Source organism: Alienimonas sp. DA493, from assembly GCF_043951915.1.
Taxonomy (GTDB): domain Bacteria; phylum Planctomycetota; class Planctomycetia; order Planctomycetales; family Planctomycetaceae; genus Alienimonas.
This window is the reverse complement of record NZ_JBINJD010000038.1, coordinates 13,152-36,497: the sequence shown is the minus strand read 5'-3', so window position 1 is coordinate 36,497 and position 23,346 is coordinate 13,152. Positions and strand designations below refer to the sequence as shown.

The window sequence follows — 23,346 nt, the reverse complement described above, 5'->3', positions numbered from 1 at the left end:
GCGGCGGCGGCCCGCCGCCGGAAGGGCTCAGAATTCATCGACCACCTCCCCCTCGCTGATGCTGGACAGGCCGGCGAACACGGACTTCCGCCCGAACTCCGACCAGAACCGCACAGCCCCGTCCCCCATCAGCACGTTCGCCCCGCCGGGGTGGTCCGAGACCATCTGGCAGACGTGCAGGGCCGGAAAGTTGGGCGGGTGGATGATCGGGTTGCCCAATTCGTCGACCTCCTGCCCCGACGGCCCGCTGTGGACCAGCAGGAGGGTCGCGGCGGACTCCGGGACGTTCAGCGGCGTGTCGATCCGCGGGTGGACGAAGGCCCCCGGCACGGCGCCGACCCACGTTTTGTCGCTCAGCGAGGCGCTGTGCTCGCCGACCAGCACGGTGTTCGTGAGCCCGTCCCGGATCGCCGCGAACCGCACGTGCGAGTTGCGGTAGAAGGGTCCGTCGGCGACGCGCGACACGTCTCCGTCGACGCCGCCGGCCGGGCCGGAGGCCTCCATCCAGCAGGACTCCTGCCCGTGGCTGGCGGCGTAATGACTGCGGCCGAGCCGGATTTCCCGTCCCCCCTTCCGGAGCGGCTCCCCGGCCTCGTCCACCACGACGAACGGCCCCTCCGGGCCGGCGGCGGAGGGGCACAGGTACGTGGAAAACTCCCGCGTGACGAGGTCCGCGTGCTCCTCCGCCCAAAGCAGTTCGCCCGACCGGGGGCCCGCCGCCGCGACCGCCTGATCCAGCTCCGGCAGGATCAGCGCCGACCACGCCCACCCCGGGGCGGCGTCCCAGGTGACCGGGTCCAGCGACTCGCTGCCCGACTCGAACAGGTCCGGGTCGTCGGAGACGTACCCCGACGGCAGCGTGTTCCGGCCGCCGTGATAGTTGTGCAGGGCCAGGCCGATCTGCTTGAGGTTGTTCTGACACTCGGCCTTCCGGGCGGCTTCCCGAGCCTGCTGCACGGCGGGGAGCAGCAGGCTGACGAGGATCCCGATCACCGCGATCACCACCAGCAGTTCGATCAGCGTAAAACCGCCGTGCGGGCGGCGACGTCCGCCACCGGCGCGGAAAGACTGTCGGAACATGAAGGCATCGCTCTTTCGGAACGGAAGGGCACAGGGCCGGCACGGCCGAACGTAGCCGCCGCTACATACACTGGCCCCATCGTAGCCACTGCTACAATAGCGTGCAAGCAGATCGCGGGACTGCCGGCGGGAGGGCCCGCCTTCGGTACAGCGAGGAGCGAGCCCGGACCGTGCGGCCGCAGCGGGGCCGGCAGGCTTCACGTTTTGCCGATTGCGGTTACCCTGCGGCTCGACACGGGTGCCCGCCGGCGCGTCGCCGGGGGGTGAAACGGGAAGGTCGGTGTAGCTCCCGGACGACGCGTCCGGCTGGCGGTTCCGCTACGGCGGGGCCGAGCGAATCCGCCGCGGACCCGCCGCCGTGACCGGGGACGCCGCCCCGAATTGCCACTGATCGCCAGCGTCCCGTGCGTTGCGGGGCGGCGCGGTCGGGAAGGCGGGGGCGGCGGACGATCCGGGAGCCGGAAGACCGGCCCGTCGTCGGTATTCGCCACCCCCTCGGGGACGGGGGCCGCGCGACCGTTCTCACCGCAGGCGCCTCCCGCCCCGCCCGCCGGGGTCGATTTCGTCATCCCGCCTCCGCTCCGCCCGCGTCCGGGCGGGCCGTCCGCGTTCGCCCCTCAGGGCGCGTCCGACGGCTCGCCGTCGCCGAGGGCGGAAGGTTCTGAAGAACGATCGTGCGGCTCCCGCAGCCGTCGATGTCGCTCCCGTTTCGTCCGCCGCCCGCCCCTCAAACGCCGTCGCCCCCGGGGGACGGTCGGCGGGGGTTCACGCTGATCGAACTGCTGGTGGTGATCGCGGTGATCGCCCTGCTGGTTTCGTTGCTGTTGCCGGCCGTGCAGCAAGCCCGTGAGGCGGCCCGACGGACGGCCTGCTTCAACAACCTCAAGCAGATCGCGCTGGGGCTGCACAACTACGAATCGCTGCACCGCAGCTTTCCGATCGGGTGCGACGGGTGCTCGCTGCCGTCGCTCCCGCCGCCGCCGGGATTTCGGATGAAGCGGATCGCCTGGGGCGTGCCGCTGCTGCCCTTCCTCGACGCCGGCCCGGTCGCGGAGCGGTTCGACACGACGCTGCCGCACGACGTCGCCGCCAATGTCGAGGCGGCGGGGACGCGGCTGCCGACCTTCCTCTGCCCCTCCGCCGACCAGACGGACCGCCCCGGCCCCACCACCGGCGACCGCGACGGCGACGGCGAACACGACCCCGGCGACGGCCTCGCCTGGACGGACTACGGCGGGCTGTACGGCGTGAGCTTCAACACCCCCCGCATCCTGCCGGAACACGAGGGGGTGATGCTGTACGACCGCGTGGTGACCGTCGCCGCCGTGCGCGACGGGCTGTCGAACACCGCCGTGATCGGCGAGTGCGCCGGCCGCGGGCTCGCCTACGACGGCCAGTGGGCGAACGGGCACAACCTGTTCGACCAGCGGTTCGACCAACCGGTGAACGTCACCCGGAACAACGAACTGTTCTCCGATCATGCGTCCGGGGTGAACGTCGCCCGGGGCGACGGCAGCGCCCATTTCGTCAGCGAATCGACGGACCAGCAGGTCCTCAACGCCTTGCTCACCCGGGCCGGCGGCGAAGTCGTCGCCGGCCCGTGAGCGCCTGGTTCCCCCTCCCTTCCCCCCCCTTCCTCATGATGAATTCTTTTAAGAACCGCCCCCGCCCCAGCATTGGGATCGGTTGGCCCGCCCTCATCGCAGTTGCGACGCTCTTAGTTCCGTATCCCGCGGACGCGGATCTCGTCACCTCGCTTGACGGGGTGCAGATCGACCGCTGGATCGGTTCGGGCGAGAACAGCGCCGGGTTCGTTATCGATTGGAATGACGGGACCGAGGCGGAGGTCTGGGGCTATCGCTGGTCCGGGACCGCCACCGGCGAGGAAATGTTCCGCGACATCGTGACGACGGACGACTCCCTGTTCGCAAAGTGGGACGCTCCGGGCAGCTTCGGCCGGCCGTTGTACGGCCTCGGCTACGACCGCGGCACACAGAACTTCACACTCGACGACGGCACGACCTTTCCGGCGGACGGCCTGCTCGAAACGTCGCCGCCGGACGCGGACGGCATCGCCGCGGTCGCCCTCTCGGCCGAGGACAGCTACTTCGAGGGATGGTACACAAACGGGTACTGGTCGTACTGGAACGCCCAGAACCCGCTCGGCGCCCCCGGGGCGGACGGCTGGAGCAGTTCGTTCGGAGCGAACACGCGGGTACTGGCCGACGGCGACTGGGACGGCTGGTCCGCCGCCGTCGGCTTCACCGCAACCGCCCCGGACGCTCCCGCCGCGGTGCCGGAGCCGGGGACGTGGCTGCTGGTCGCGCTGGCGACCGGGGGCGGGCTGGCCGTCCGCCGCCGCGGTCTGGGACGGGCGGCGAAGGATGTCTAAGGTGGCCCTCATGCATCGCACCGACGCTCCCCCCGCGGACCCCGCCGCCCTGACCCGCCTCCTGACCCTCGGGGCGCTGATCGCCCTCACGTTCGGCCTCGCCCTGTTGCCGTTCGTGCTGGCGGACGCCGGGGTGGACCTGTCCCACTACCCCTGGGGCTTCTCGCCGATTTTGCCGCTGGGGTTGTACGCCGCCGCCGCCCTGCGGAACCGGACGTTGGCCGTGGCCTTACCGGTCGCCGTCTGGGCGACGGCGTGCGGAGCCCTCTGGCTGTACACCGGAAATCGATCGATCGCCTTTCCGGAGGTGATCCTCTGGGTCTTCGCCGCGTTGGCGCTGTCGGCCGCCCTCGGCTTGCCGCTGCGACGGAACCGCGGTTGGCGGTCCGTCGGCGTCTTCGGCTTGGGGGCGGGCGTGACGTTCTTCCTGGTGACGAACTTCGGCGTCTGGCTGGGGGGCGATTACGAACGCTCCTGGAGCGGCCTGCTGGAGTGCTACCTGCTGGCCCTCCCCTTCTTCCGCGGCACGCTGCTGAGTCTGGCCGTCTTCCTGCCGGCCCTCTTCGCCCCGGCGGCGCTGCGGCTCTCCTCCCCCGCCCCGCGCTCGGCCGCGGCCTCCGCCCGATGACGCTCGCCCTCCTCGCCGCCCTGCTGCTCCCCGCCGCTCCGAGGACGGACGACGCCCCGACCGATGTGCAGGCGGTCGTCGTCGCCGGCCGGGGCGAGGCGGCCTCCGACGGCGACGGCGGCCCCGCGACCGAGGCGGGCGTCCGCAACCCGTTCGGCGTCGCCGTCGCCCCGGACGGCGGCATCCTGATCTGCGAGGTAGACGGCCACCGCGTCCGCCGCGTCGATCCGCAGACCGGCGTCATCACGACCGTGGTCGGCACCGGCGAGGCCGGCAACGACGGCGACGGCGGCCCGCCCGCGGCGGCCCGACTGACGGAGCCCTACGAGATTGCCTTCGACGCCCGGGGCCGCTGGCTCATCGTGGATATGAAGGCCCATGTCGTCCGCCGCGTCGATCCGGCCGCCAATCGCATCGAGACGGTCGCCGGCACGGGCGAGGCGGGCTTCTCCGGCGACGGCGGCCCCGCGACCGCGGCGCAACTGCACCGTCCGCACTCCGTCGCCGTGGCCGCGGACGGCACGATCCTGATCTGCGACATCGGCAACCACCGCGTGCGGGCGGTCGATCCCGACAGCGGCGTGATCCGCACCGTCGCCGGCGACGGCACGAAGGGGAAGACGCCCCCGGGCGCCCCCTTCGCCCCGACCACCGCCCTCGCCGGGCCGCGGGCGATGGCCGTCGCCCCGTCGGCCGACGGCGGGCCGGACGATTGGTTCCTCGCCCTGCGAGAGGGGAACGCCCTGTTCCGCGTGCCGCCCCCCGGCGACGGGGCAGCCGGACGGACGCTCCACCGGGTGGCGGGGACCGGCCGCTCCGGCCACGCCGGCGACGGCGGCCCCGCGATTCGGGCGACGCTGGCCGGACCGAAGGGCGTCGCCGTGCTGCCGAACGGCGACATCGTGCTGGCGGATACGGAGAACCACGCGGTCCGCGTGATCGACGCCGAAGACGGCACGATCCGCACGGTCCTCGGCCGCGACGCCGAGGGGCGGGTGCGGGGCGGCTTCACGCTGGCCCGTCCGCACGGCGTCGCCGCGATGCAGGACGGTTCGATCCTCGTCGGTGACAGCGAGAACCACCAGGTCCTCCGCCTGCCGCCGGCCGAGTAAGGGTCCGACCGGGCGGCTCCCGCGAAAATCGCCCGCTCGGAGGCCGAACATCATTGCCCCGCCGGTGTCGGGTTCGTATCGTCCCGCTCCCTCACGCGACCCGCCCCGGGTCGCATCCGCGGTCCCGACCGCAACGAGACGAGTCACCGGCCCAGGTGGCGGAATTGGCAGACGCGCTAGGTTGAGGGCCTAGTGGGAGTTAAATCCCGTGGAGGTTCGAGTCCTCTCCTGGGCAATTTATTGTGCGGCATATAGCGGCACGCGGCGGTGCCGAGCGACGTTTCGGCTTGGCCCGCTAGCGTTTTCTCTCCCGGCCCGTTTTCGGCGCCGCTCCGTGCCGGAGTGTGCAACGTCGGATTTTGCGTCGCCCGTGCGTCGGATTTTGCGTCGCTTTCCGGCGTCGGCGTGTCACTAATCCGTTCACTAACGGCGGCGCGGCCGAAGTCGGCGTCGGTCACCTGGAGGTAATGCTCCGTCGCCACGTCGCGGCTGTTCCCCATCCACGCACAGACCACGTGCGACGGGTGGACGCGGGACAGTTCGGTCTGTCGTGTGGACCGCAGATTCTGGAACAGCTTCGGCCACGGCTTCACCCCGGCCCGCCTGATGATCCGCACCATGTGCGTGTGCGGGTTGGTGCCCCCAGCGAGGCGGGGGACGCAGGGTTCGGCCCCGGTGGCCTCCGCGGCGGCTTGGAGGTGGGGGAGCAGTTCGGGGAACAGGGGGATGTTCCGCTCACCCCCGCCGGCATGGTGGGCGGTCTTCGGGGAGGTGACGCGAACCCAGCCCCCACGGTCCCGGGGGGAGAGGGCGGTGGAATCCGGCCAATGAACGTCGGCCCATGTCAGCGGCGCCAGTTCGGAGGGGCAGCGGAGACCGCCGAACCGGGCGAGTGCGAAGATCAGCCGCCATTCCCAGTCGGGACAGGCCGCGAGAACACGGGCGGCGTTCTCCGTCGAGACGAACGCCATCCGGGCCGGGTTGCCCCGTACGGCGGTCTGCTGGCCCTCGAACGGGTTGGCGTCGATCAACCCCTTCCGGTGGGCGTGGCGGAAGAACTGCCCGGCCCGGCCCATCCAGCGGTTCACGGTGTTCTGTCCGCGTCCGCTCTTCCCGCCCGCGGCGAGGTGTCGGCGGAACTCGTCGGCGTCCCCGGCGGTCACGGCCCGCAGCGGCTTGGCGTCCCCGAAGAACTCCCGCAGGTGCCCGGCCGCGTCGGTTAGGTGGCGGAGGGTGTTCGGCTTGGCGTCGGCCCGGTCGGCCAGATACGCGGCGAGGAACGGCCCCAGTTCCCGCGACTCCCGGGCGGGCGTCAGGCCCGCGGCGGCGAGCTTGGCGTGGAGGGCGTCCGGCATGTCGGCCAAGCGGCGGGCGTCGGCGTCGGGCGGGGCGTGTCCGGCGAGGGCCGCAGCGTTCACCCGTTCGACCAGCCCGGCGACGTCCTCGGCGGTCCGCTTCGAGACCTTCCCCAGCCGGACGGTGCTGCGGCGGCGGTCGGGGCCGGTGAACTGGATGCGGCGGGAACCGCTCGGGTCGGTGGAGACGCTGGCCATCGGTCAGGACGGGCGGATTGCGGGGCGGAGGACCGGGGCAGCCTCACCGGGCGGAGTCGGACGCGCCAGCGGGGACGCGGTGGTCCGAGGCGAACGCTTCCAGATCCGCAGGGCGGTACCGAATCAGCCGGCCCAGCCGAACGGGCGTGATCGGGCCGCGGGGGGCGGTCAGGTCGCGGAGCTTCCGTTCGCTGAGTCCGTGGGCATCGGCCGCTTGCAGCGTGTTCAGCAGGACCGGGGCGGGGGCGGCGTTCTTCACGGCGGGGCGTTCCGGCATCGGGATCGGGACCCGTACATTCTTGCCGGTGGATGCCGTTGGCCGTAGGGCCGTCCTAGTCCTGCCGGTTGGCTACTCTGTGCATACGTGTTACCGGAGCACGTACCGGAGGAACGCGGCGTCTCCGGCCCGTTCGCTCCGCATCGCCGCTCCGCTCACGGCCCTGAGCCGCAGCGTCTTAGGGCTTCCCTCTCCATACCGCTCCCAATCCCGCCTACTCCCGGCGGAATTCTGTCTGGACTGCGGCGGGCGGCGGAGGGGAATGGCTACTCTCTGCACAACCCCCGCGTTCGGCCCCGTGCGTCGTTTTGTCGCACCGAGCAACGAGGGGGACCGTCGGAGGTATCGGCTCGACCGAGCAACCGGGTTGAGGCCGATCGGGAGGGGTTCGGAAGATGTGCGGCGGCAGGGGGAGGCGACACCACTGACGGCGGCTCTACGGGCGGGGTTCCTCGCTCGGGAGCAACAGCGGGGGGTGCCGCTCCCCCACCGCCGCCCCGTCGCGTCGACCCGCAGCAGGTGAGGGCCAACGCGACGGGGCGGCGGCGGGGGAGCTACCCGAACTCCTGACGGGGGGACGGAAGCCGGGCCGGTCGCGTCAGACATCGCCGGTCCCCCTCGGGGCGGCGGCGGCGACCATCGCGAGCATCCCGGCCTTCACCGGCTCCGGCAGCGTCGGCCACGCGGCGACAATCCGGGCGAGATCGGGACCGATTGCGTCGGATTTTGCGTCGCCCTGCCCCGGCCGGGTCGGGTTCGCCCTACGTTTCCCGACATCACAGGGCGAGGGTTCTGCCCCTCTCTTGGGCACTACCTAAGGCCGCACCCGGACGTGCCGGGCGGTTCCGATACGGCGTCGTGGACGATGGGGCGTCCCTTCTTCTCTTCGCGTCGTAAAGACACTGCGGGCGGGACGTGTGCGCGCTCCTTCACCGCGTCCGACACAGCGCAGGAGCCGCCCTCGGGGGCCTCGTTGGCGGGGATCTGAGGCGCGCACAAAGAGCTGACCGGCGGGGCCGGCCGCGGTCAGAAGCCGATGTCGCGGCCGGCGCCGCCGGCGGCCGGGGCGGAGCGGCCGGTCGAACCGGGGCGCTGCGACCGTCCCGAGCGGCCGGAACCGCCGGCGGAGGTGTCCAGCAGCGGATTGTCGGCCACGGCGAGCACCGTGCCGTCCGGCAGGTCCCGCGAGGTCGAGAGGATCACCTCATCGCCCTCCGCGAACGGCCCGCTCACGAAGGCGCGGTCCTCGCCGACGCGGCCCAGCAGTCGCACGGACAGGTCCCGCACCACGTTCTCCCGCACGACCTGAACCAACCGCCCGCCGTCCGCGGCCGGGAGCAGCGCCTCGGTCGGCACTTCCGCCACCGGGTCGCGGGGCAGGATCGGCACATAAACGGTCTGCCCGTCGCGGAACCGGTCGCCGGGCAGCCTCACCCGGGCCAGCGCCGGAGAGGCGACGAGGTCCCGCACCGGCTCGAAGCGGTCGCTCAACGGCAGCAGGGCGGTGATCGTCGCCTCCGCGTCGGTCCCCTCCACGGAGATCGTCGTCGTGTCGCCCACCTCCGGCGGGGCCGGCGGCGGCGTGCCGGGGGCGGCGTCCGGGGCGGGCTCGGCCGGAGACCGGTCGATCGGCACGACGGCGATCAGTTCCGACGTATCGGCGAGCGTCACCAGCGGATCGCCCGGCCGGACCGGCTGACCGGCGACCGCGTGCACCTCGTACACCGTCCCGGCGAACGGGGCCCGGACGCTGCGGCGGGAGGCCCGCAGCTTCGCCAGATCGAGCTCCGCCTGGGCGGCGCGAACCGCCGCTTCCCGGCCGGGGCCGCCGCCCGCCCGGGAGACTTCCAGCAGCGCCTCCGCCCGCTGGACCTCCAAATCCTGCTCCTCCGAATCAAGCGTCACCAGTTCGGCCCCGGCGTTGACCGCTTTGCCGGGCTCCGCGATCACGGCGTCGACCGTGCCCAGCCCGGGGGCGACGAGGGTCACCTTCTTCGCCGGCTCCAAATGCAAATTGAACTGGTACGGCCGCGGATCTCGGGGGAGGACGGCCCGGCGGCGGATCACGACCTCCCCGCCGGCGGCCGGCTCGCGGTCGGCGGCCCCCGCGCCGCCGCCCGAGCCCCCCTGCCCCGCGGCCGACGAGGGCAGCACGAACAGGCTCGCGACGAGACCGCCGCTGACGATCAATCGGCGGAGGGACGACGACGGAACAGTCATAGCGGGAGCTTTCAGCAATCGGAGCGGACGCGTCACGCTAAGTGGGCCGCGGGGGCGGTGCAATCGGACCCGGCGGCGGGCCGGAACCCCTTCCTCTACCGCTTCCGTCCGCGGACGACGTGGTACCGACGCACCTCCTCCGAAGCGACGTCGGCGAACCGCTCGCCCATCGCTTCCAGGAACCATCCGGGCTGCTTCGTGACCATCAGCACGACGCCGCCGGGCTTCAGCGCCGCCTCCGCGGCGGCGAGGAACAGCCCGGCGATCCGCTGGTGGCTGAAGTAAGGCGGATTGCCGACGGCGAGGTCGAACGTCCCCCGCGTCTCCGCCGGCGGCAGGGCGTCCGCCGTGAGCGAGGCCGTCACCCGGTCCGACAGGTCGTTCAGCGCCGCCCCGCGGAGGGTGCACTGCACCGCCCGCGGGTTGCTGTCGACGCCGTGTACCGTGATCCGCTCCCCCCGGGCCGCGGCGGCCAGCGAGACGACGCCGGACCCGCAGCCGATGTCCAGCACGCGATCGCCGTCGGCCGGCTCCATCGCCTCGGTCAACGACCGCCCGCCGGGGTCGATGCGGCGGTGGCTGAACACGCCGGGACGGCTGACGGCCTTCAGCAGAACGCCGCGATCGCGGAAGGCGAACTCGCAGTCGTACTCCTTCTGTTTGCGCAGCGGGGCGTCCTTCGTGCCGCCGTAGACGACGCCCCGCGGCTTGCCGCCGGTGGGGTTCTCGTCGGCGATCACCGTGACCTTCGGGAACATCTCCCGCATCCGGTCGTGGGTCCAACTGTCCCTCGGGTTGTCGACGGAGACCAGCAATCGCCCGCCGATCCGCAGGCGGTTGTGGGCCTCGCGGAGCAGCTCCCGGGTCAGTTCGCTCTCGCCGCCGGCCGTGGTGGGCAACGCGGCGAGGTCGTAGCCTTCCTCGGCGGAGTCCACGACTCCCGTTGACTCTCCGGAGGAAGAGTCAGCGGGAGACGCCGGGAAGTCCGGGGTGCAGACGGTTTCCAGCCGCCCGCCGTGGGAACCTTGGACCGCGACGGTTTCCTGCGCGTGGTACGCGTCCAGCGTGTGACAGATCACGCGGCTGTCCGGCCAGCGGGCCGCGATCAGCCCGGCGAGCTGACCGCGGGCGCGGGTCGTGCAGAGGGCCGTGCCGACGGGGTCGTCGGGCAGGTTCTCGATGAGCAGTTGTTCGGAGTCGGGCGCCCGCACGGTCTCTTTCGCGAATTTGCTTCTAGTCCGCCACGCAGAGCAGGCACTTCAGGTACTCGCTCTCCGGGATCTGCGGGGCCGTCGGGTGGTCCGGGGCGGCGCCGCGGTTCTCGAGGATCCGCAGCGGCCGACCCACGCGGGCGGCGACGCCGGCGAGCATCTGGCCGAACTTCTCCCGGGAGATCAGCCCGGAGCAACAGCACGTCACCAGCACGCCGCCGGGGTTGAGCAACTCCAGACAGCCGGCGTTTAACTGGTGGTAGCCGCGGAGGGCGTTTTCCACGCTCTTGCGGGTGCGGGTCATCTTCGGCGGGTCGCAGACGATCGCGTCGAAGCGTTCGCCGGAGGCCTTCAAGTCGTCCAGCACGTTGAACGCCTTGCCGGCGGTCCAGGTACAGGCGTCCGCGGAACCGTGGCGCGCGGCGTTCATCACGGCCAGGGCGAGGGCGGAGTCGCTGGCGTCCACCCCCCGCACCGAGGCCGCGGCCCCGCGGGCCAACGCCGTCAGGCCGAAGCCGCCGGTGTAGCAGAACAGGTCGAGCATCTTCGCCCCCGGCGTCGCGGCGGCGATCAAATCGGAGGCGGCCCGGCGGTTGTCCCGCTGGTCGAGGTACAGCCCGGTCTTCTGCCCGACGGTCAGGTCCACGCCCCACCGCAGGCCGTTCTCCTCCACGGCGAAGCCCTCCGGCGGGGCCTCGCCGCGGACGACGCCGTCGCTGAGGTGAATGTTCTCGGCTTCGCCCATCCCCTTTTCGGTGCGGACGACGATGCCCTTCGGGGAGTATTGCTCTTCCAGCAGGTCGAACACGGTCTCCGCGTGGGCGGCCAGCGGGCCGGCGGTGAACTGCACGGCGAGGTACTCGCCGTAGCGGTCCACCGTCAGGCCGGAGAGGCCGTCGGCTTCGCTGAACAGTTCGCGGCGGGCGTCCGTCGCGGAGGGGGCGCCGAACAGGCGGGAGCGCAGATTCGCCGCGGAGGCGATCCGTTCAGCGAACAGGCCGCGGTCCAGCGGGCGGTCCGGGTCCCAGGAATAGAGCCGCAGCTTGAGGTTGGCGTCGGCGTGCAGCAGACCGCGGGCGATCCACTCGCCGGAGTCGGCGACAAGATCGGCCACGCTGCCGGTGGAGAAGTTCTCCGCGGCCTCGACGCGCTGCACCGCCCCGTCGAACACCCAGGGGTGCCGGAAGTGAAACGGTTGCGCGCGACGAGGCTTGAGCACGACCCGGGCGGCCGGCTCGCCAAGCGTCGCCGGCTCGCCGGGGGGCTGGGGGACGAGCGACGGGGGGCCGTCGTCCGCGGCGGCCTGGGGCGGCGGCGGGGGGACGGGTTCTTCGCCGATCACCACCGTCCGCCGGCCGCGGGGGCCGTCGGGGGAGGAAGAGGTTCCGGATTGGGTCACGCCTCGGCCCCGGACGGCTTTTCGCGTTCGTCGACCTCGGACAGGTAGGCGAGCAGGCGGTCGCGTTCGTTCGTCAGGTGCCGGACCCGCAGCAGGCTCCGCACGCGGGTCTTCAGTTCCACGCCGTTGATCGGCTTGGAGAGGAAGTCGTCGCAGCCGGCGTCGACCGCCTTCTCGATGTCGCCCGTCTCGTGCAGCGCCGTGACCATCAGCACCGGGGTCGCGGCGAGGGCGGGGTCGGCCTTCATCCGTTGGCAGACTTCGTAGCCGCTGAGCTTGGGCATCATGATGTCCAGCAGCACGAGGTCGAACGGCTTGCCCTCGGCGGCCGCGGCGGAGGCGACCTCCAGCGTTTCCGCCCCGTCGTGGGCGAACGCGACCTCGTGCCCCTGGTCGGACAGCACCGCGTCCAGCAGTTCGCAGTTCGGAATGTTGTCGTCGGCGATCAGCAGCTTGGACGGCCCGGGCTCGGCGCCCCGGGACATGGGCGCCCCCGACGACGGGGCTCCGGGCGGGACTGCGGCGGGGGGGTCGGCCACGGGAGCGAAGCGGAACGAGAAGCGAAACGAACCGGCGGGACGAGCCGGCGAACCGGCCGACCCGCGAAACGGGCGGGGGACGAATCGACCGGCGGACGGGCCGGTCGGGAACCCGGCGAGGGGTTCGGTCGGGCAGTGTACCGCCGGCGGTGCGGGTCGTCGCGGCGGCGCCGGGGGAAAGGCGGCGCCGCGTCCCGGTTCCGCTTTCGGGCGATGTGTTCGGGCGGCATCATGCAGGCGGTCGTTCGACCCTCGCCCTGTCACGTCCGCTCAGCCCGCCCCCGCGCGTCGCCTTGCCCGCCGCCCCGCCCGACGCCGAGTCGTTTCTGGCCTGCCTCCGGCAGAGCGGGCTGGTCGGGAAGGCGAAGCTGGCGAAGTTCCTGGAGGGTCGCAGCGACTCCACGGCGAAGGACCTCGCCGCCGATCTCGTCGCCGCCAAGCTGCTCACCCGCTGGCAGGCGGAGAAGATTCTCGCCGGCCGCTGCCGGGGCTTTCGGCTGGGCAGCTACGCCCTGCTGGGCCTGCTGGGCAAAGGCGGCATGAGCGCGGTCTACCTCGGCGAGCACGTCGTGATGAAACGCCGCTGCGCCATCAAGGTGCTCCCGGCGAAGCTGGTCGGCGGCGGGTCGCACCTCGAACGCTTCATGCGGGAGGCCCGGGCGGTCGCGGCGCTCGATCACCCCAACATCGTGCGCGCCTACGACGTCGCCAGCGAGGGCGAGGGCAACGCCGCGACCCACTTCCTCGTCATGGAGCTGGTGGAGGGCCGCAGCCTCTACGACCTGGTGAAGCGCGACGGCCCGCCCTCCCCCGAGCGGGTGCGGCAGATCGGCTACGAGGCCGCCAAGGGCCTCGCCCACGCCCACGCCGCCGGCATCGTGCACCGGGACGTGAAGCCGGGGAACATTCTGCTCGCCGGCAACGGGGCGGTGAAGGTGACGGACCTCGGGCTGGCCCGCGGCGGGGAGGACGAGGAGCACAGTCTCACCGTCGCCCACGACGAGAAGGTGCTCGGCACCGCGGACTACCTCGCCCCCGAGCAGGCTCTGGACAGCCACGCCGTCGATCACCGGGCGGACATCTACGGGCTGGGCTGCACGTTGTACTTCAGCCTGTGCGGGCACGGGCCGTTCACGGAGGGGACGCTCACGCAGCGGTTGATGGCCCACCAGACCCAGCCGCCCACCCCGATCGAAACGCTGGTCGAGGGGGTGCCGCCGGCGTTGGCCGAGGCGATCGCCCGGATGTTGGAGAAGAAGCCGGAGGACCGGTTTCAGTCGATGGACGAGGTGGCGGACGCCCTCGCCCCCCCGGGAGCCGCAACGACCCCGGCCGCCCCGGCGGAGCCGGAGCCGCCGCCGGAGCCGGAACTAAGCGACTTCCTCGCCAATCTGCCCGCCGAACCGAGCAGCGACATGGGCTCCGGCGTTCGTTCCGGGATCCGCCGCCGGTCCGGATCGAAGCCGAAGTCGGGGGTGCGGAAGACCCTCGCAGCCAAAGCCGGCGCGCTGACCGGCCGCGAGAAGACTCCGCCGCCCGGATCGCTCGGGGAGCCGCCCTCCGTCGCCGCCGGCGGCGACGCCCCCTCCTCGTCCCCCGACGCTCCCGGATCGAGCAGCGGTCGGTTCGATTTCCTCGGCGGGGCGGACCTGCCGGACGACGGGTCGGACGGGCCGGGCTCCGCGCCGTCGCAGACGGGGTCCGGTTTCGAGTTCGCCGGGTTCGATCTTGATTCAGAGGCCGGCGTCGGCAGCGGACCGCGGTCGGGCAGCGGCGTTCGGAACGGGCCGGGCTCGGCCGTCGGCCCCGGGTCGGGGGCGGGCTCCGCCGTGGATCTGGACGAACCGGACGGCAGCGGCAACGGACTCCCCTTCCCCCCCGCCGACGCCACGCCGACGCCACGGCGGCGATCCGCACGCGGCGCCGCGACGGACGCGGCCGAACAGACTCCGAAAGCGAAGTGGCCGTGGATCGCCGCGGCCGTCTTGGGCCTGCTGACGGCGATCGCGGTGGCCGTCTGGGTCTTCTCCGGGGACGACGACGCCGGCATGACCGACGGCGGCGAACCGGACGCCGCTGCGGAAGTCGTGGAACAGGACGGCCCGCTGACGGTCGGCCCCGACGGCCGCTTCGCCACGCTGGCGGCGGCGTTGAACTACCTTGAGGAGAACGTCGACCCCACCGACGGGGACGAGGCGGTCGTGCAACTGCCCGCCGGCGTGCTGAACGAACGGCTGGTCGCCACCGGAGAAGATTTCAGCTTCCCCTCCGACGTGACGATCCGCGGGCATGCCGACGGCACGACGCTGCGATCGCCCGGCGCCGCCCCGACGGTCTCGATCATCGGCCCGCTGAACCGGTTCACCTTGGAGAACCTGACCGTCGACGCCGCGGGCAAAGCCGTCGCAGTGGAGATGAGCGGGGCGTTTACGGACTCCCGCCTCGCCGGGCTGACCCTCAAGAACGTCTCCAACACCGGACTCCTGCTCCGCGACGTGGTCAGCAACGAACTGGTGATTGCGGACCTCAGCGTCACCGGCGAGGGCGCCGACAGCGGAGCGATCGCGGTGCAGGTCGCCGGCGGCGGGGCTCAGTTCGTTACCTTCACCGGCGGGACGCTCTGCGAAACGGCCGTCGGATTCGACGTGATCGCTCAGGCCGAGGCTCTGACGCTCGACGGACTGACGATCGGTCCCGCTTCCGTCGGCGTGCGGTTCGGGTCGGACGGCGGCGAGGCGGCGCTCGAGAACGTCCTGCTGAAGAACCTCACGTTCTCCGACGTGAACCGCGGCGTCGTTTTCGCAGGCGCCCCGGCTGAGAAGAGTTCCGGCCTGGTCATCGCCGACACGGACTTCGGCTCGGCGGAGCCGCCCGTCGATCCGGCGGGGCACGCCGGCCGCGTCAAATCCGCCCTCGACGCCGACGCCAGCACGGGCAACACGGCCGAAAAACCCGGCGACGATCCGCTGGATCTGTTCCCCTGACGAATTCTTCCCCGACGGATCGGTTCACCTGACGGACCGACCGGGGAGGCTGCGGGCGCCGCTCAGACCGCCTGCATCGTCCACCAGATCGCGGCGGAGGCCACAAGAATCGTGTAGACGAAGAGCGCGCACAGTAGCCAGCCGATCAGTCGGCCGGCTCGGCCGTCCTCCCGGGCGAATTGGCGATACTCGTCCGCGGAAAACGGGTCGCCGGACCTCCCCGACGTCGCGGCCTCGGTCGAAGCGACGGCCGCGGCGGGGGCGGCGGTCGCGGATGCGGCGGCGGTCGGGACGGGCGTTTCCGGCATCGCTCGATCGTAGCAGACGGCCGGCGGCCGCTCACCTTTCCTCATGTCCTCACGCCGAACGGAGCGGCCTTGGTTCAGGCGCCCCCGGTTCAGACGGCCCCGGGGGGCCGCACGGCCGACAGCAGCGTGCCCAACAGGTCGTCCGTGGGATGCGGATGGCCGATGTGCTGCCGGAACCCTTCCCCGTAATCCGTGCCGATCACCTCGCCCCGGGCGGCGCTCCAGCGACGGGCGCCGGCGAGGTATTCGTCGATACCGTGCTGCTTGCGAAGCCACGACCGCTGACTTTCGTGACAGGCGAGCAGTTCCAGCTTACGCTCGATCTGGTCGCTGACGTCCACCACGATCCCCGGGCGCCACGGCTCGCCCAACGGCCCCGCGTGGCCGAGCGGGTCGCAGTAGTAGAGGTAGGGCACCTGTTCGGTCGGCGGTTCGCCGCACTCGTAGAGCGGGACGGAGGCGGCGAAAGCGGCGTCGCGGACCAGACGGCTGGTCACCTCGTGGTCGCTCATGTAGTCGACCGGCGGGGCCGTGAGGATCAGGTCCGGCCGGGCCCGCCGCACGGCCGCGGTGACGACGCGGCGGCTGGCGTCGTCGTGGGTGATCGTCAAATCGTTCAGGCCAAGGCAGTCGTACGCCGCGCCCAACAGGTCGGCGGAACGCTGCGCCTCGGCCCGGCGGACGGCGGCGATCTCCTCCCGGGTGCGGTCGGCGCTGCCGAGGTCGCCGGCGGTGAGGGTCGCCAGCGTGATCTCGCAGCCGAGATCGGCGAGGCGCCAGAGGGTCCCGCCGCACTGAATTTCCAGATCGTCCGGATGACAATGGATCGCCAGGACGCGGGGCGGGTCTGCGGCCGGTCGGACGGCGGTCATCGGGTGCAGTCTCGGTATGGTGGGGGCCGGCCTGTTCCTCGCGCCTCTTTCCGGCGCCGGCGAATCGTCCTCTTCCCCGCCCCGCGATACCAGCCACGCCTTCACTCGGCTTTGCCCATCGTGCCGCATCCTCTGCCGCTGACCCGCGTTCCCGCCCTGCTGTTCGACAGCGCCGCCGACGCCGATTCCCACGCCGCCCTGGTCGTCGCCGGCCTCGTCCGCGAGCGCAACAGCGGCGGGCAGCGGACGGTGCTCGGCCTGCCGACCGGCTCCACCCCCATCGGCGTGTACCGCGAATTAATCCGCCTGCACCAGGAGGAAGGGCTCGACTTCTCGAACGTCGTCACCTTCAACCTGGACGAATACTGGCCGATGCCGCCGGACGACCGGCATTCGTACCACCACTTCATGCGGGAAACGTTCTTCGACCACGTCAACATTAAGCCGGAGAACGCCCACCTGCCCCCCGGCGACGTGCCCCGCCGCGACGTGGACGCCGCCTGCGCCGAGTACGAGGCGAAGATTCGCAAAGCCGGCGGGATCGACCTGCAACTGCTCGGCATCGGACGCACCGGGCACATCGGCTTCAACGAGCCCGGCAGCCCGGCCGACGGCCGCACCCGGTTCGTGACCCTCGACCCGCTGACCCGGGCCGACGCGGCCGCCGGCTTCTTCGGCGAGGAGAACGTCCCCCTGCACGCCCTGACGATGGGCGTGGGTACGATCCGCGAGGCGCGTAAGATCCTCGTGCTGGCCCTCGGGGAGCACAAAGCCCCGGTGGTGCGTTCCGCTTTGGAAGACGCCCCGACCGACCGCGTGCCGGCCACGCTACTGAACGGGCACCCGGACCTGACCTACCTGTTGGACCGCGGCGCCGCCGCGGAGCTGACCACCATCAAAATGCCCTGGCGCTCCGGCCCGATCGACTGGGACGACCGCACGGAGACGAAGGCCGTCGTGTGGGTCTCGGAGCAGTCGGGCAAGGCGCTCACAAAACTCCAAACCCGCGACCTGCTGGAGCACGACCTGCACGAACTGCTCCGCGAACGCGGCCCGGTCGAGACGCTGCGAAACCGGGTGTTCGACCGGCTCGACGCGACCCTCTGCACCCATCCGGCCGGGGACGGGACGAAGCGGAAGAAAAAGGTGCTGGTGTTCAGCCCGCACCCGGACGACGACGTGATCTCCATGGGCGGGACGCTGATTCTGCTGTGCGACCACGGGCACGAGGTGCACGTGGCCTACCAAACCAGCGGCGCCACCGCGGTGTTCGACCATGACGTCCGGCGCCACCTGGACTTCGTCAGCGCGTTCGGGAACCTGTTCGACGTCGCCCCGCTGGTCAACGAGGACGCCGGGGAGGAACTGCCGGAACGGCTGATCGCCGCCCTGGCGGACAAGCCGCCGGGCGAACCGGACAGCCCGGAGGTGTGGAAGCTGAAGGCCCTGATCCGGCGCACCGAGGCCGTCGCCGCCGCCGAGGAGGCCGGCGTGCCCCGCGACCGCTGCCACTTCCAGAACCTGCCCTTCTACGAGACCGGCCGCGTCAAGAAGCAGCCGATCGGCGACGCAGACGTGCAAAACACGGTCGAGTTGCTGCGCTCCGTCCAGCCGGACCAGGTCTATCTGGCCGGCGACCTCCGCGACCCGCACGGCACCCACCGCCGCTGCGCCCGGGTCGTCGGCCGGGCGCTAGAAGAGGTGCAGAAGGAAGGGCTGGACCCGGAGGTCTGGCGCTACCGCGGCGCCTGGCAGGAGTTCGAGCCGCACGAAATCGACCGGGCGGTGCCGATCAGCCCCGAGGTGACGGCCCGCAAACGCCGGGCGATCTTCAAGCACGAGACGCAGAAGGACCGCCCCGTCTTCCCCGGGCACGACGATCGCGAGTTCTGGGTCCGGGCCGAGGAACGCACCAAGGCGACCGCCGCCGCCTTCGACGCCCTCGGCCTGCCGGAGCACTTCGCCATCGAGGCGTTCGCCCGCGGCCCGCGGTGAGGCGAGAAGCGACCGGCGGGGAAGCAAATCGGGCGGTGGGCGCCGGAATGACGCGGCATTCCGAACGTGCGCCCACTACTCGCTTGCCACCCGCACGGTCGTTCACTAACGTTCGGGAGAAGGGTGTGCGCAGGAACACCGGTGGCCGAACCCCCACCGCCCGTGTGCCGCACGCCGCCCCCTCCGGGGCCTCTTCCCTTGGAACTGGGGGTTCCCGCCGCACGATCAACCCCCACAGACCCATGGCCCGCGGAGACAAGCTCACCCCCCGACAGCAGGAAATTTACGATTTCCTGCGGAGCAAGATCATCGACCGCGGCTACGGCCCCACGGTGCGGGAGATCGGCAACGAGTTCGGCATCAAATCGCCGAACGGGGTGATGTGTCACCTGAAGGCGCTGGAGAAGAAGGGTTTGATCACGCGGGAGGAGAAGATGTCCCGCGCGATTGAGTTGGCCCACAAACCGCGGGCGAAAACGGAGCTGCCCTTCGTCGGTCAGATCGCCGCCGGCATGCCGGTGCTGGCGGAAGAGGACCTGGACACGATGGATTTCGCCGACCTGTTCGACGGCGACGATAAAATGTGCCTGAAGGTGCGGGGCGACAGTATGATCGACGCCCATATCGCCGAGGGCGATTACGTCGTGATCCGCCGGCAGAAGGAGTGCCGCAACGGCGACATCGTGATCGCCGCCGTGGAGGGCACCGAGGCGACCCTCAAAACCTTCTACCGCGAGAACGGCCGGATCCGTCTCCAGCCGGAGAACAAGGACATGGAGCCGATTTATGCGAACGACGTGGAGATCGTCGGGGTCCTCGAGAGCGTCATCCGCCGGTACTGAGCCGGCCCGTTCGTTCGAACCGCGACCGTCAGGGAGCCGGCTTCTGCCGTCTCCGGCCGGTGCTGCAGCACCGGCCTCGGCTTCCGTCCTTTAACCCCCCGTCGTTGCCGATCGGGATGCGATGGCGCTGTTGCTAAACGATCCGTCGGCCCTCAGATTTTATACGGACATTCGGGCGATCTTCGCCGCGCTGGAGCCTCTGCCGCAACGCTTGGATTGGCTCGTGACGGATCTGGAATGCAATCCGCTCAACGGAGCCCCGCTCCCGACTGAACTCGCGGGCTCGGACGCGCAAGCGCTGACGGGAGAGGCGTTCCTACGGGCTGTGACGGAGGCGGACCTGCAATTTATCTGGGGCGTGCTGTCCGGGTTCGAACCGGGAACCGCTCCCGATCCGGCGGCGCTCTCAGTCAATGAGCGTCCCTATGCGGACGGCAACCCCGCGTTCTGGACCGGTTGCCCGGCAATCCAACACCCGGAGGCGGAGATCGAGATCGTCTGCTGGGATAGTTGTTTGTCCATTCTCCTCAGCCGCGACCCTGCGGTTGAATCGCGGTTTCGGTCCGCCTTCCCGAGCGCGGTTGATCTGGAAACGTTCAACGCCGCACGAGCCGCTCCCTGACGGTCGCGGTTCTTTCTGTGCCGGCGGACCGTAGACTGCGAGCCATGCCCGCCCCGCCCGCTTCTCTGCTGGACCTCGACGCCGACGCGCTGAAGAACTGGCTGTCGGAGCGCGGCGAGAAGCCGTTCCGGGCCAAGCAGATCCGCAAGGCGATCTTCGACGGGCGGGCTGAGTCGCTCTCCGACGTCACCACCCTGCCCGCCGCCCTGCGGGAGCGGTTGGCGGCCGAGTTGCCGCTGTTCACCGGGCAGCCGGTTCGGCATCAGGTCGCCCGGGACCGCACCGAGAAGCTGCTGCTCCGCTTCGCCGATCCCAGCGGCAAGACGCCCGCCCACCACGTCGAGTGCGTGTTGATGCGGGAAACCGGCCGGCGGACGGTCTGCATCAGCACGCAAGTCGGCTGCGCGATGGGCTGCGTGTTCTGCGCCAGCGGGATCGGCGGCGTGAAACGGGATCTCACCCGGGGGGAAATTCTCGAGCAGGTGCTTCGTCTCGATCGCCTGCTGCCGCCGCGGGAGCAGGACGGCGGGCGGATCACGAACGTCGTCGTCATGGGCATCGGCGAGCCGTTGGCGAACCTGCGGAACCTCACCGGCGTGCTGGAGGAGCTGACTGCCCCGGACGGGCTCGGCCTGTCGCCGCGGCGGATCACCGTCTCCACCGTCGGCCTGCCGGCTCAGATGCGGCGGTTCGCGGAACTCGGCAAACCGTACAACCTGGCCGTCTCCCTGCACGCTCCGAACGACGAACTAAGGTCCGAAATCGTCCCGGTCAATCAGAAGACCGGCCTGCACGCGGTGCTGGAGGCGGCGGACGACTACTTCGCCGCGACCGGTCGACGGGTGACGTACGAATACGTGCTGCTGGCCGGGGTAAACGACGAACCGCACCACGCGGCCGAGCTGGCGGAACTGCTCGCCGGGCGGACGGCCCACGTGAACCTCATCCCGATGAACGATGTGGCGGAACTCGACTTCGCCGCCCCCGGCAGTCCCGCGACGGGGCGGTTCGCGGCGATCCTCAACGACGCCGGCGTGCCCGCGACGGTACGGAAGCGCAAGGGTGCCGATATCGACGCCGCCTGCGGCCAACTGCGCCGCGTCGCGGAGCGGGAGCCGGTTTCGCTGGCGGTCTAAAACCCGTGAGGGTTTGAGCTTTGGGGCGGGTCGGCACTGTAAAGCCGGTCGGCTCCGCTATCCTCTGTCGCGCTCCCCTTCCCCCCCGCCGACCTTTCCCCGGCCCCCATGAGCGACGAGCACGACGATTCCGACGCCCCCGCCGAGGCGGAGGAGAAACAGGAGCACGGGGCCGGCCTGGCGGACATCCGGCCGAAGTTCAAAGGCAGCGGCAAGGGGTTCGCCACCGGCGTGGAGGACCGGGACGACCGCGACTTCGACGTCGTGGTGATCGGCACCGGCCCCGGCGGCGAGGGGGCGGCCATGCAGGCGGTGAAGCTCGGCAAGCGGGTCGCGGTCTGCGAGAAGTACGCCCGCGTCGGCGGCGGGTGCACGCACTGGGGCACCATCCCCAGCAAGGCGCTGCGGTTCGCGATCAATCAGGTCACCGAAGCGGCCCAGATGGCGGTCGTGCGGAAGAACTGCGGGAACGTCTCCGCCTCCTTCCCGGAGCTGCGGGCCAGTGCCGCGGGCGTCATCGACCGCCAGGTCGCGATGCGACGGACGTTTTACGACCGCAACGGCGTCACGCTGCTCGCCGGTCACGCCCGCTTCACGGGGATGCACGAGTTCGCCGTGACCAGCGAGAACGGCCACGAAACGCGCTACACCTCCGACGCCTTCGTCGTCGCCGTCGGCAGTCGCCCGTTCCGGCCGGAGAACATCGACTTCTCCCATCCGCGGATCTTCGACAGCGACACGATCCTCTCGCTGGAGGAGACGCCGATGAGCATCACGATCTACGGCGCCGGCGTGATCGGCTGCGAATACGCCAGCATGTTTCGGAACCTCGGCTGCAAGGTGAACCTCGTCAACACCCGGGACAAGCTGCTGGAGTTCCTGGACGACGAGATTATCGACGCCCTCGCCTACCACCTCCGCGACCGCGGCGTGGTGATCCGGCACCGGGAGTCGATCGAGCACGCTGAAGGGCAGGACGACGGCGTCGTGCTGCACCTCAAGAGCGGGAAGAAACTGAAGTCCGACATTCTGCTGTGGGCCGCCGGCCGCAGCGGCAACACGGAGTCCCTGGGGCTGGACCAACTGGAGATCGAGCCGAACCGTCGCGGCCAGATCGAGGTGGACGAGAACTTGCGGACCAAGCACAAGCACGTCTACGCGGTCGGCGACGTGATCGGCTACCCGTCGCTGGCCAGCGCCGCCTACGTGCAGGGTCGATACGCCTCCATGCACCTGATCGAGGGCCGCGAGGACCGCACCGCGCTGAAGGACATTCCCACCGGCATCTACACCTCGCCGGAGATCAGCAGCGTCGGCCAGACGGAGCGGGAGCTGACCGAGGCGAACGTGCCCTACGAGGTCGGCCAGAGCATGTTCAAACACCTCGCCCGGGCCCAGATCGCCGGCACGCCGGTGGGCATGCTCAAGCTCCTGTTTCACCGGGAGACGCGCGAAATTCTGGGGATTCACTGCTTCGGCCGCAGCGCCAGCGAGATCGTCCACATCGGTCAGGCGATCATGGCCCAGCCGAAGGGCCGCAACACGATCGACTACTTCGTGAACACGACCTTCAACTACCCGACGATGGCCGAGGCGTATCGTGTCGCGGCGTTGAACGGCTACAACCGACTGTTCTGAGCTCGCAGGGGTCCGCTGTTCCGACGGTCCCGCCGCTGCCGTTCTGACAGGTCGTCGGCCGACGTCTCAGGAGGCGACGACGTAAGCCGCCGCATCGCAATCGGTTAGGGGAGAGAACGCCGATCTGGTACGGCGTTCGCTGTTGGTTCGGAACACGCACCGGCCCGGCCGGTCTGTCCGTTTCCCGCAGTATCTCCGAGTTCCGAACACCGATGGCGAAGCCCTCCGCCAAGATCAACATCGCCCCGCTGGGCGACCGCGTCGTGCTGAAGCGCGCCGAGGCCGAATCCACCACCGCCGGCGGGATCGTGCTGCCGGACGCCGCCAAGGACAAACCGCAGCGTGGCGAGGTGGTCGCCGTGGGCGACGGCCACGTGAAGGACGACGGCACCAAGGTGCCGCTGACGGTCAAGGAGGGGGACACCGTCATCTTCAGCAGCTACGCCGGCGACGAGATCAAGATCGGCGACGAAGACCTGCTGCTGCTCCGCGAGAGCGACATCCTCGCCACCTGCTAGTTCCGCGTCGCCGGGCGTCG

Annotated in this window: 19 protein-coding genes, 1 tRNA gene, 1 pseudogene and 1 riboswitch; of the genes and pseudogenes, 12 read left to right on the top strand and 9 right to left on the bottom strand. The window is 70.9% G+C overall.

Translation table 11 applies throughout. The features are described from left to right. Window positions 1–27: 27 nt before the first annotated feature. Window positions 28–1,080, bottom strand: a complete 1,053-nt coding sequence (locus ACG2DA_RS08250; protein WP_395255083.1) for a DUF1559 domain-containing protein — start codon at window positions 1,078–1,080, stop codon at window positions 28–30. 219 nt (window positions 1,081–1,299) lie between these two features. Further along, a riboswitch (cobalamin riboswitch) is annotated at window positions 1,300–1,570 on the top strand. 205 nt (window positions 1,571–1,775) lie between these two features. Between ACG2DA_RS08250 and ACG2DA_RS08245 the strand changes: the two genes are divergently transcribed. The 5 genes from ACG2DA_RS08245 to ACG2DA_RS08225 all read left to right on the top strand — a co-directional run bounded on the left by ACG2DA_RS08245 (window position 1,776) and on the right by ACG2DA_RS08225 (window position 5,447). Then, window positions 1,776–2,684 (top strand): DUF1559 domain-containing protein, encoded by a 909-nt coding sequence (locus ACG2DA_RS08245; RefSeq protein WP_395255082.1) that lies wholly within the window; start codon window positions 1,776–1,778, stop codon window positions 2,682–2,684. Window positions 2,685–2,719: 35 nt separating this feature from the next. Further along, on the top strand, window positions 2,720–3,472 hold the full coding sequence (locus tag ACG2DA_RS08240; protein ID WP_395255080.1) for a PEP-CTERM sorting domain-containing protein: 753 nt from the start codon (window positions 2,720–2,722) through the stop codon (window positions 3,470–3,472). Window positions 3,473–3,482: 10 nt separating this feature from the next. Next, on the top strand, window positions 3,483–4,100 hold the full coding sequence (locus ACG2DA_RS08235; RefSeq protein WP_395255085.1) for a DUF6580 family putative transport protein: 618 nt from the start codon (window positions 3,483–3,485) through the stop codon (window positions 4,098–4,100). Then, complete coding sequence (locus ACG2DA_RS08230; protein ID WP_395255079.1) at window positions 4,097–5,212, top strand: hypothetical protein; 1,116 nt, start codon at window positions 4,097–4,099, stop codon at window positions 5,210–5,212. Before ACG2DA_RS08235 ends, ACG2DA_RS08230 begins: the two co-directional genes overlap by 4 nt. A gap of 149 nt (window positions 5,213–5,361) precedes the next feature. After that, window positions 5,362–5,447: transfer RNA gene (locus ACG2DA_RS08225), tRNA-Leu, on the top strand. 784 nt (window positions 5,448–6,231) lie between these two features. Here ACG2DA_RS08225 and ACG2DA_RS08220 read toward each other — a convergent pair. The 6 genes and pseudogenes from ACG2DA_RS08220 to ACG2DA_RS08195 form a co-directional block, all read right to left on the bottom strand. Then, window positions 6,232–6,567 (bottom strand): annotated as a pseudogene (locus ACG2DA_RS08220) (phage integrase SAM-like domain-containing protein); the annotation flags it as partial. Window positions 6,568–6,808: 241 nt separating this feature from the next. Continuing rightward, entirely contained in the window at window positions 6,809–7,042 is a 234-nt protein-coding gene (locus ACG2DA_RS08215; protein WP_395255078.1) for a helix-turn-helix domain-containing protein, read from the bottom strand. 1,026 nt (window positions 7,043–8,068) lie between these two features. Beyond that, window positions 8,069–9,262 carry an efflux RND transporter periplasmic adaptor subunit gene (locus tag ACG2DA_RS08210; protein ID WP_395255077.1) on the bottom strand — a complete coding sequence of 398 codons (1,194 nt, stop codon included), beginning with the start codon at window positions 9,260–9,262 and terminating at the stop codon, window positions 8,069–8,071. Between the two features lie 95 nt (window positions 9,263–9,357). Continuing rightward, window positions 9,358–10,473: a methyltransferase gene (locus ACG2DA_RS08205; RefSeq protein ID WP_395255076.1), complete on the bottom strand. Its 1,116-nt coding sequence runs from the start codon at window positions 10,471–10,473 to the stop codon at window positions 9,358–9,360. Window positions 10,474–10,495: 22 nt separating this feature from the next. Beyond that, window positions 10,496–11,872 (bottom strand): class I SAM-dependent rRNA methyltransferase, encoded by a 1,377-nt coding sequence (locus tag ACG2DA_RS08200; RefSeq protein WP_395255075.1) that lies wholly within the window; start codon window positions 11,870–11,872, stop codon window positions 10,496–10,498. Then, window positions 11,869–12,357, bottom strand: a complete 489-nt coding sequence (locus tag ACG2DA_RS08195; protein ID WP_395255073.1) for a response regulator — start codon at window positions 12,355–12,357, stop codon at window positions 11,869–11,871. The genes ACG2DA_RS08200 and ACG2DA_RS08195 overlap by 4 nt, the downstream gene beginning before the upstream one ends. Window positions 12,358–12,704: 347 nt before the next feature. Between ACG2DA_RS08195 and ACG2DA_RS08190 the strand changes: the two genes are divergently transcribed. Next, window positions 12,705–15,395 carry a protein kinase gene (locus tag ACG2DA_RS08190; protein ID WP_395255071.1) on the top strand — a complete coding sequence of 897 codons (2,691 nt, stop codon included), beginning with the start codon at window positions 12,705–12,707 and terminating at the stop codon, window positions 15,393–15,395. A 62-nt stretch (window positions 15,396–15,457) separates the two neighbouring features. On the opposite strand, the gene ACG2DA_RS08185 is transcribed toward ACG2DA_RS08190, so the two are convergent. Together ACG2DA_RS08185 and ACG2DA_RS08180 are read right to left on the bottom strand one after the other, a co-directional pair. Continuing rightward, window positions 15,458–15,703, bottom strand: a complete 246-nt coding sequence (locus ACG2DA_RS08185; protein WP_395255070.1) for a hypothetical protein — start codon at window positions 15,701–15,703, stop codon at window positions 15,458–15,460. 89 nt (window positions 15,704–15,792) lie between these two features. Next, window positions 15,793–16,575 (bottom strand): PIG-L deacetylase family protein, encoded by a 783-nt coding sequence (locus ACG2DA_RS08180; protein WP_395255069.1) that lies wholly within the window; start codon window positions 16,573–16,575, stop codon window positions 15,793–15,795. Window positions 16,576–16,695: 120 nt separating this feature from the next. On the opposite strand from ACG2DA_RS08180, the gene nagB reads away from it, so the two are divergent. From nagB to groES, 6 genes are all read left to right on the top strand, one after another. Further along, complete coding sequence (gene nagB, locus ACG2DA_RS08175) at window positions 16,696–18,570, top strand: glucosamine-6-phosphate deaminase (protein WP_395255068.1); 1,875 nt, start codon at window positions 16,696–16,698, stop codon at window positions 18,568–18,570. A 242-nt stretch (window positions 18,571–18,812) separates the two neighbouring features. Then, window positions 18,813–19,412 (top strand): transcriptional repressor LexA, encoded by a 600-nt coding sequence (gene lexA, locus ACG2DA_RS08170; protein ID WP_395255067.1) that lies wholly within the window; start codon window positions 18,813–18,815, stop codon window positions 19,410–19,412. A gap of 121 nt (window positions 19,413–19,533) precedes the next feature. Further along, entirely contained in the window at window positions 19,534–20,034 is a 501-nt protein-coding gene (locus ACG2DA_RS08165) for a hypothetical protein (protein WP_395255066.1), read from the top strand. Between the two features lie 44 nt (window positions 20,035–20,078). After that, the gene (rlmN, locus tag ACG2DA_RS08160; protein WP_395255065.1) at window positions 20,079–21,170 is read left to right on the top strand and encodes a 23S rRNA (adenine(2503)-C(2))-methyltransferase RlmN; all 1,092 of its coding nucleotides are present in this window, start codon (window positions 20,079–20,081) and stop codon (window positions 21,168–21,170) included. Window positions 21,171–21,278: 108 nt separating this feature from the next. Further along, window positions 21,279–22,808, top strand: coding sequence for a Si-specific NAD(P)(+) transhydrogenase (gene sthA, locus ACG2DA_RS08155; RefSeq protein WP_395255064.1), 1,530 nt, complete (start codon window positions 21,279–21,281; stop codon window positions 22,806–22,808). Between the two features lie 212 nt (window positions 22,809–23,020). Then, on the top strand, window positions 23,021–23,326 hold the full coding sequence (gene groES, locus ACG2DA_RS08150) for a co-chaperone GroES (RefSeq protein ID WP_145360903.1): 306 nt from the start codon (window positions 23,021–23,023) through the stop codon (window positions 23,324–23,326). Window positions 23,327–23,346: the final 20 nt, after the last annotated feature.

Excerpts from the sequence above, each read along its gene's own strand:
- ACG2DA_RS08250 (WP_395255083.1), bottom strand. The coding sequence starts at position 1,080 with ATGTTCCGACAGTCTTTCCGCGCCGGTGGCGGACGTCGCCGCCCGCAC.
- ACG2DA_RS08245 (WP_395255082.1), top strand. The coding sequence starts at position 1,776 with ATGTCGCTCCCGTTTCGTCCGCCGCCCGCCCCTCAAACGCCGTCGCCC.
- ACG2DA_RS08240 (WP_395255080.1), top strand. The coding sequence starts at position 2,720 with ATGATGAATTCTTTTAAGAACCGCCCCCGCCCCAGCATTGGGATCGGT.
- ACG2DA_RS08235 (WP_395255085.1), top strand. The coding sequence starts at position 3,483 with ATGCATCGCACCGACGCTCCCCCCGCGGACCCCGCCGCCCTGACCCGC.
- ACG2DA_RS08230 (WP_395255079.1), top strand. The coding sequence starts at position 4,097 with ATGACGCTCGCCCTCCTCGCCGCCCTGCTGCTCCCCGCCGCTCCGAGG.
- ACG2DA_RS08215 (WP_395255078.1), bottom strand. The coding sequence starts at position 7,042 with ATGCCGGAACGCCCCGCCGTGAAGAACGCCGCCCCCGCCCCGGTCCTG.
- ACG2DA_RS08210 (WP_395255077.1), bottom strand. The coding sequence starts at position 9,262 with ATGACTGTTCCGTCGTCGTCCCTCCGCCGATTGATCGTCAGCGGCGGT.
- ACG2DA_RS08195 (WP_395255073.1), bottom strand. The coding sequence starts at position 12,357 with ATGTCCCGGGGCGCCGAGCCCGGGCCGTCCAAGCTGCTGATCGCCGAC.
- ACG2DA_RS08185 (WP_395255070.1), bottom strand. The coding sequence starts at position 15,703 with ATGCCGGAAACGCCCGTCCCGACCGCCGCCGCATCCGCGACCGCCGCC.
- ACG2DA_RS08180 (WP_395255069.1), bottom strand. The coding sequence starts at position 16,575 with ATGACCGCCGTCCGACCGGCCGCAGACCCGCCCCGCGTCCTGGCGATC.
- lexA (WP_395255067.1), top strand. The coding sequence starts at position 18,813 with ATGGCCCGCGGAGACAAGCTCACCCCCCGACAGCAGGAAATTTACGAT.
- ACG2DA_RS08165 (WP_395255066.1), top strand. The coding sequence starts at position 19,534 with ATGGCGCTGTTGCTAAACGATCCGTCGGCCCTCAGATTTTATACGGAC.
- rlmN (WP_395255065.1), top strand. The coding sequence starts at position 20,079 with ATGCCCGCCCCGCCCGCTTCTCTGCTGGACCTCGACGCCGACGCGCTG.
- sthA (WP_395255064.1), top strand. The coding sequence starts at position 21,279 with ATGAGCGACGAGCACGACGATTCCGACGCCCCCGCCGAGGCGGAGGAG.
- groES (WP_145360903.1), top strand. The coding sequence starts at position 23,021 with ATGGCGAAGCCCTCCGCCAAGATCAACATCGCCCCGCTGGGCGACCGC.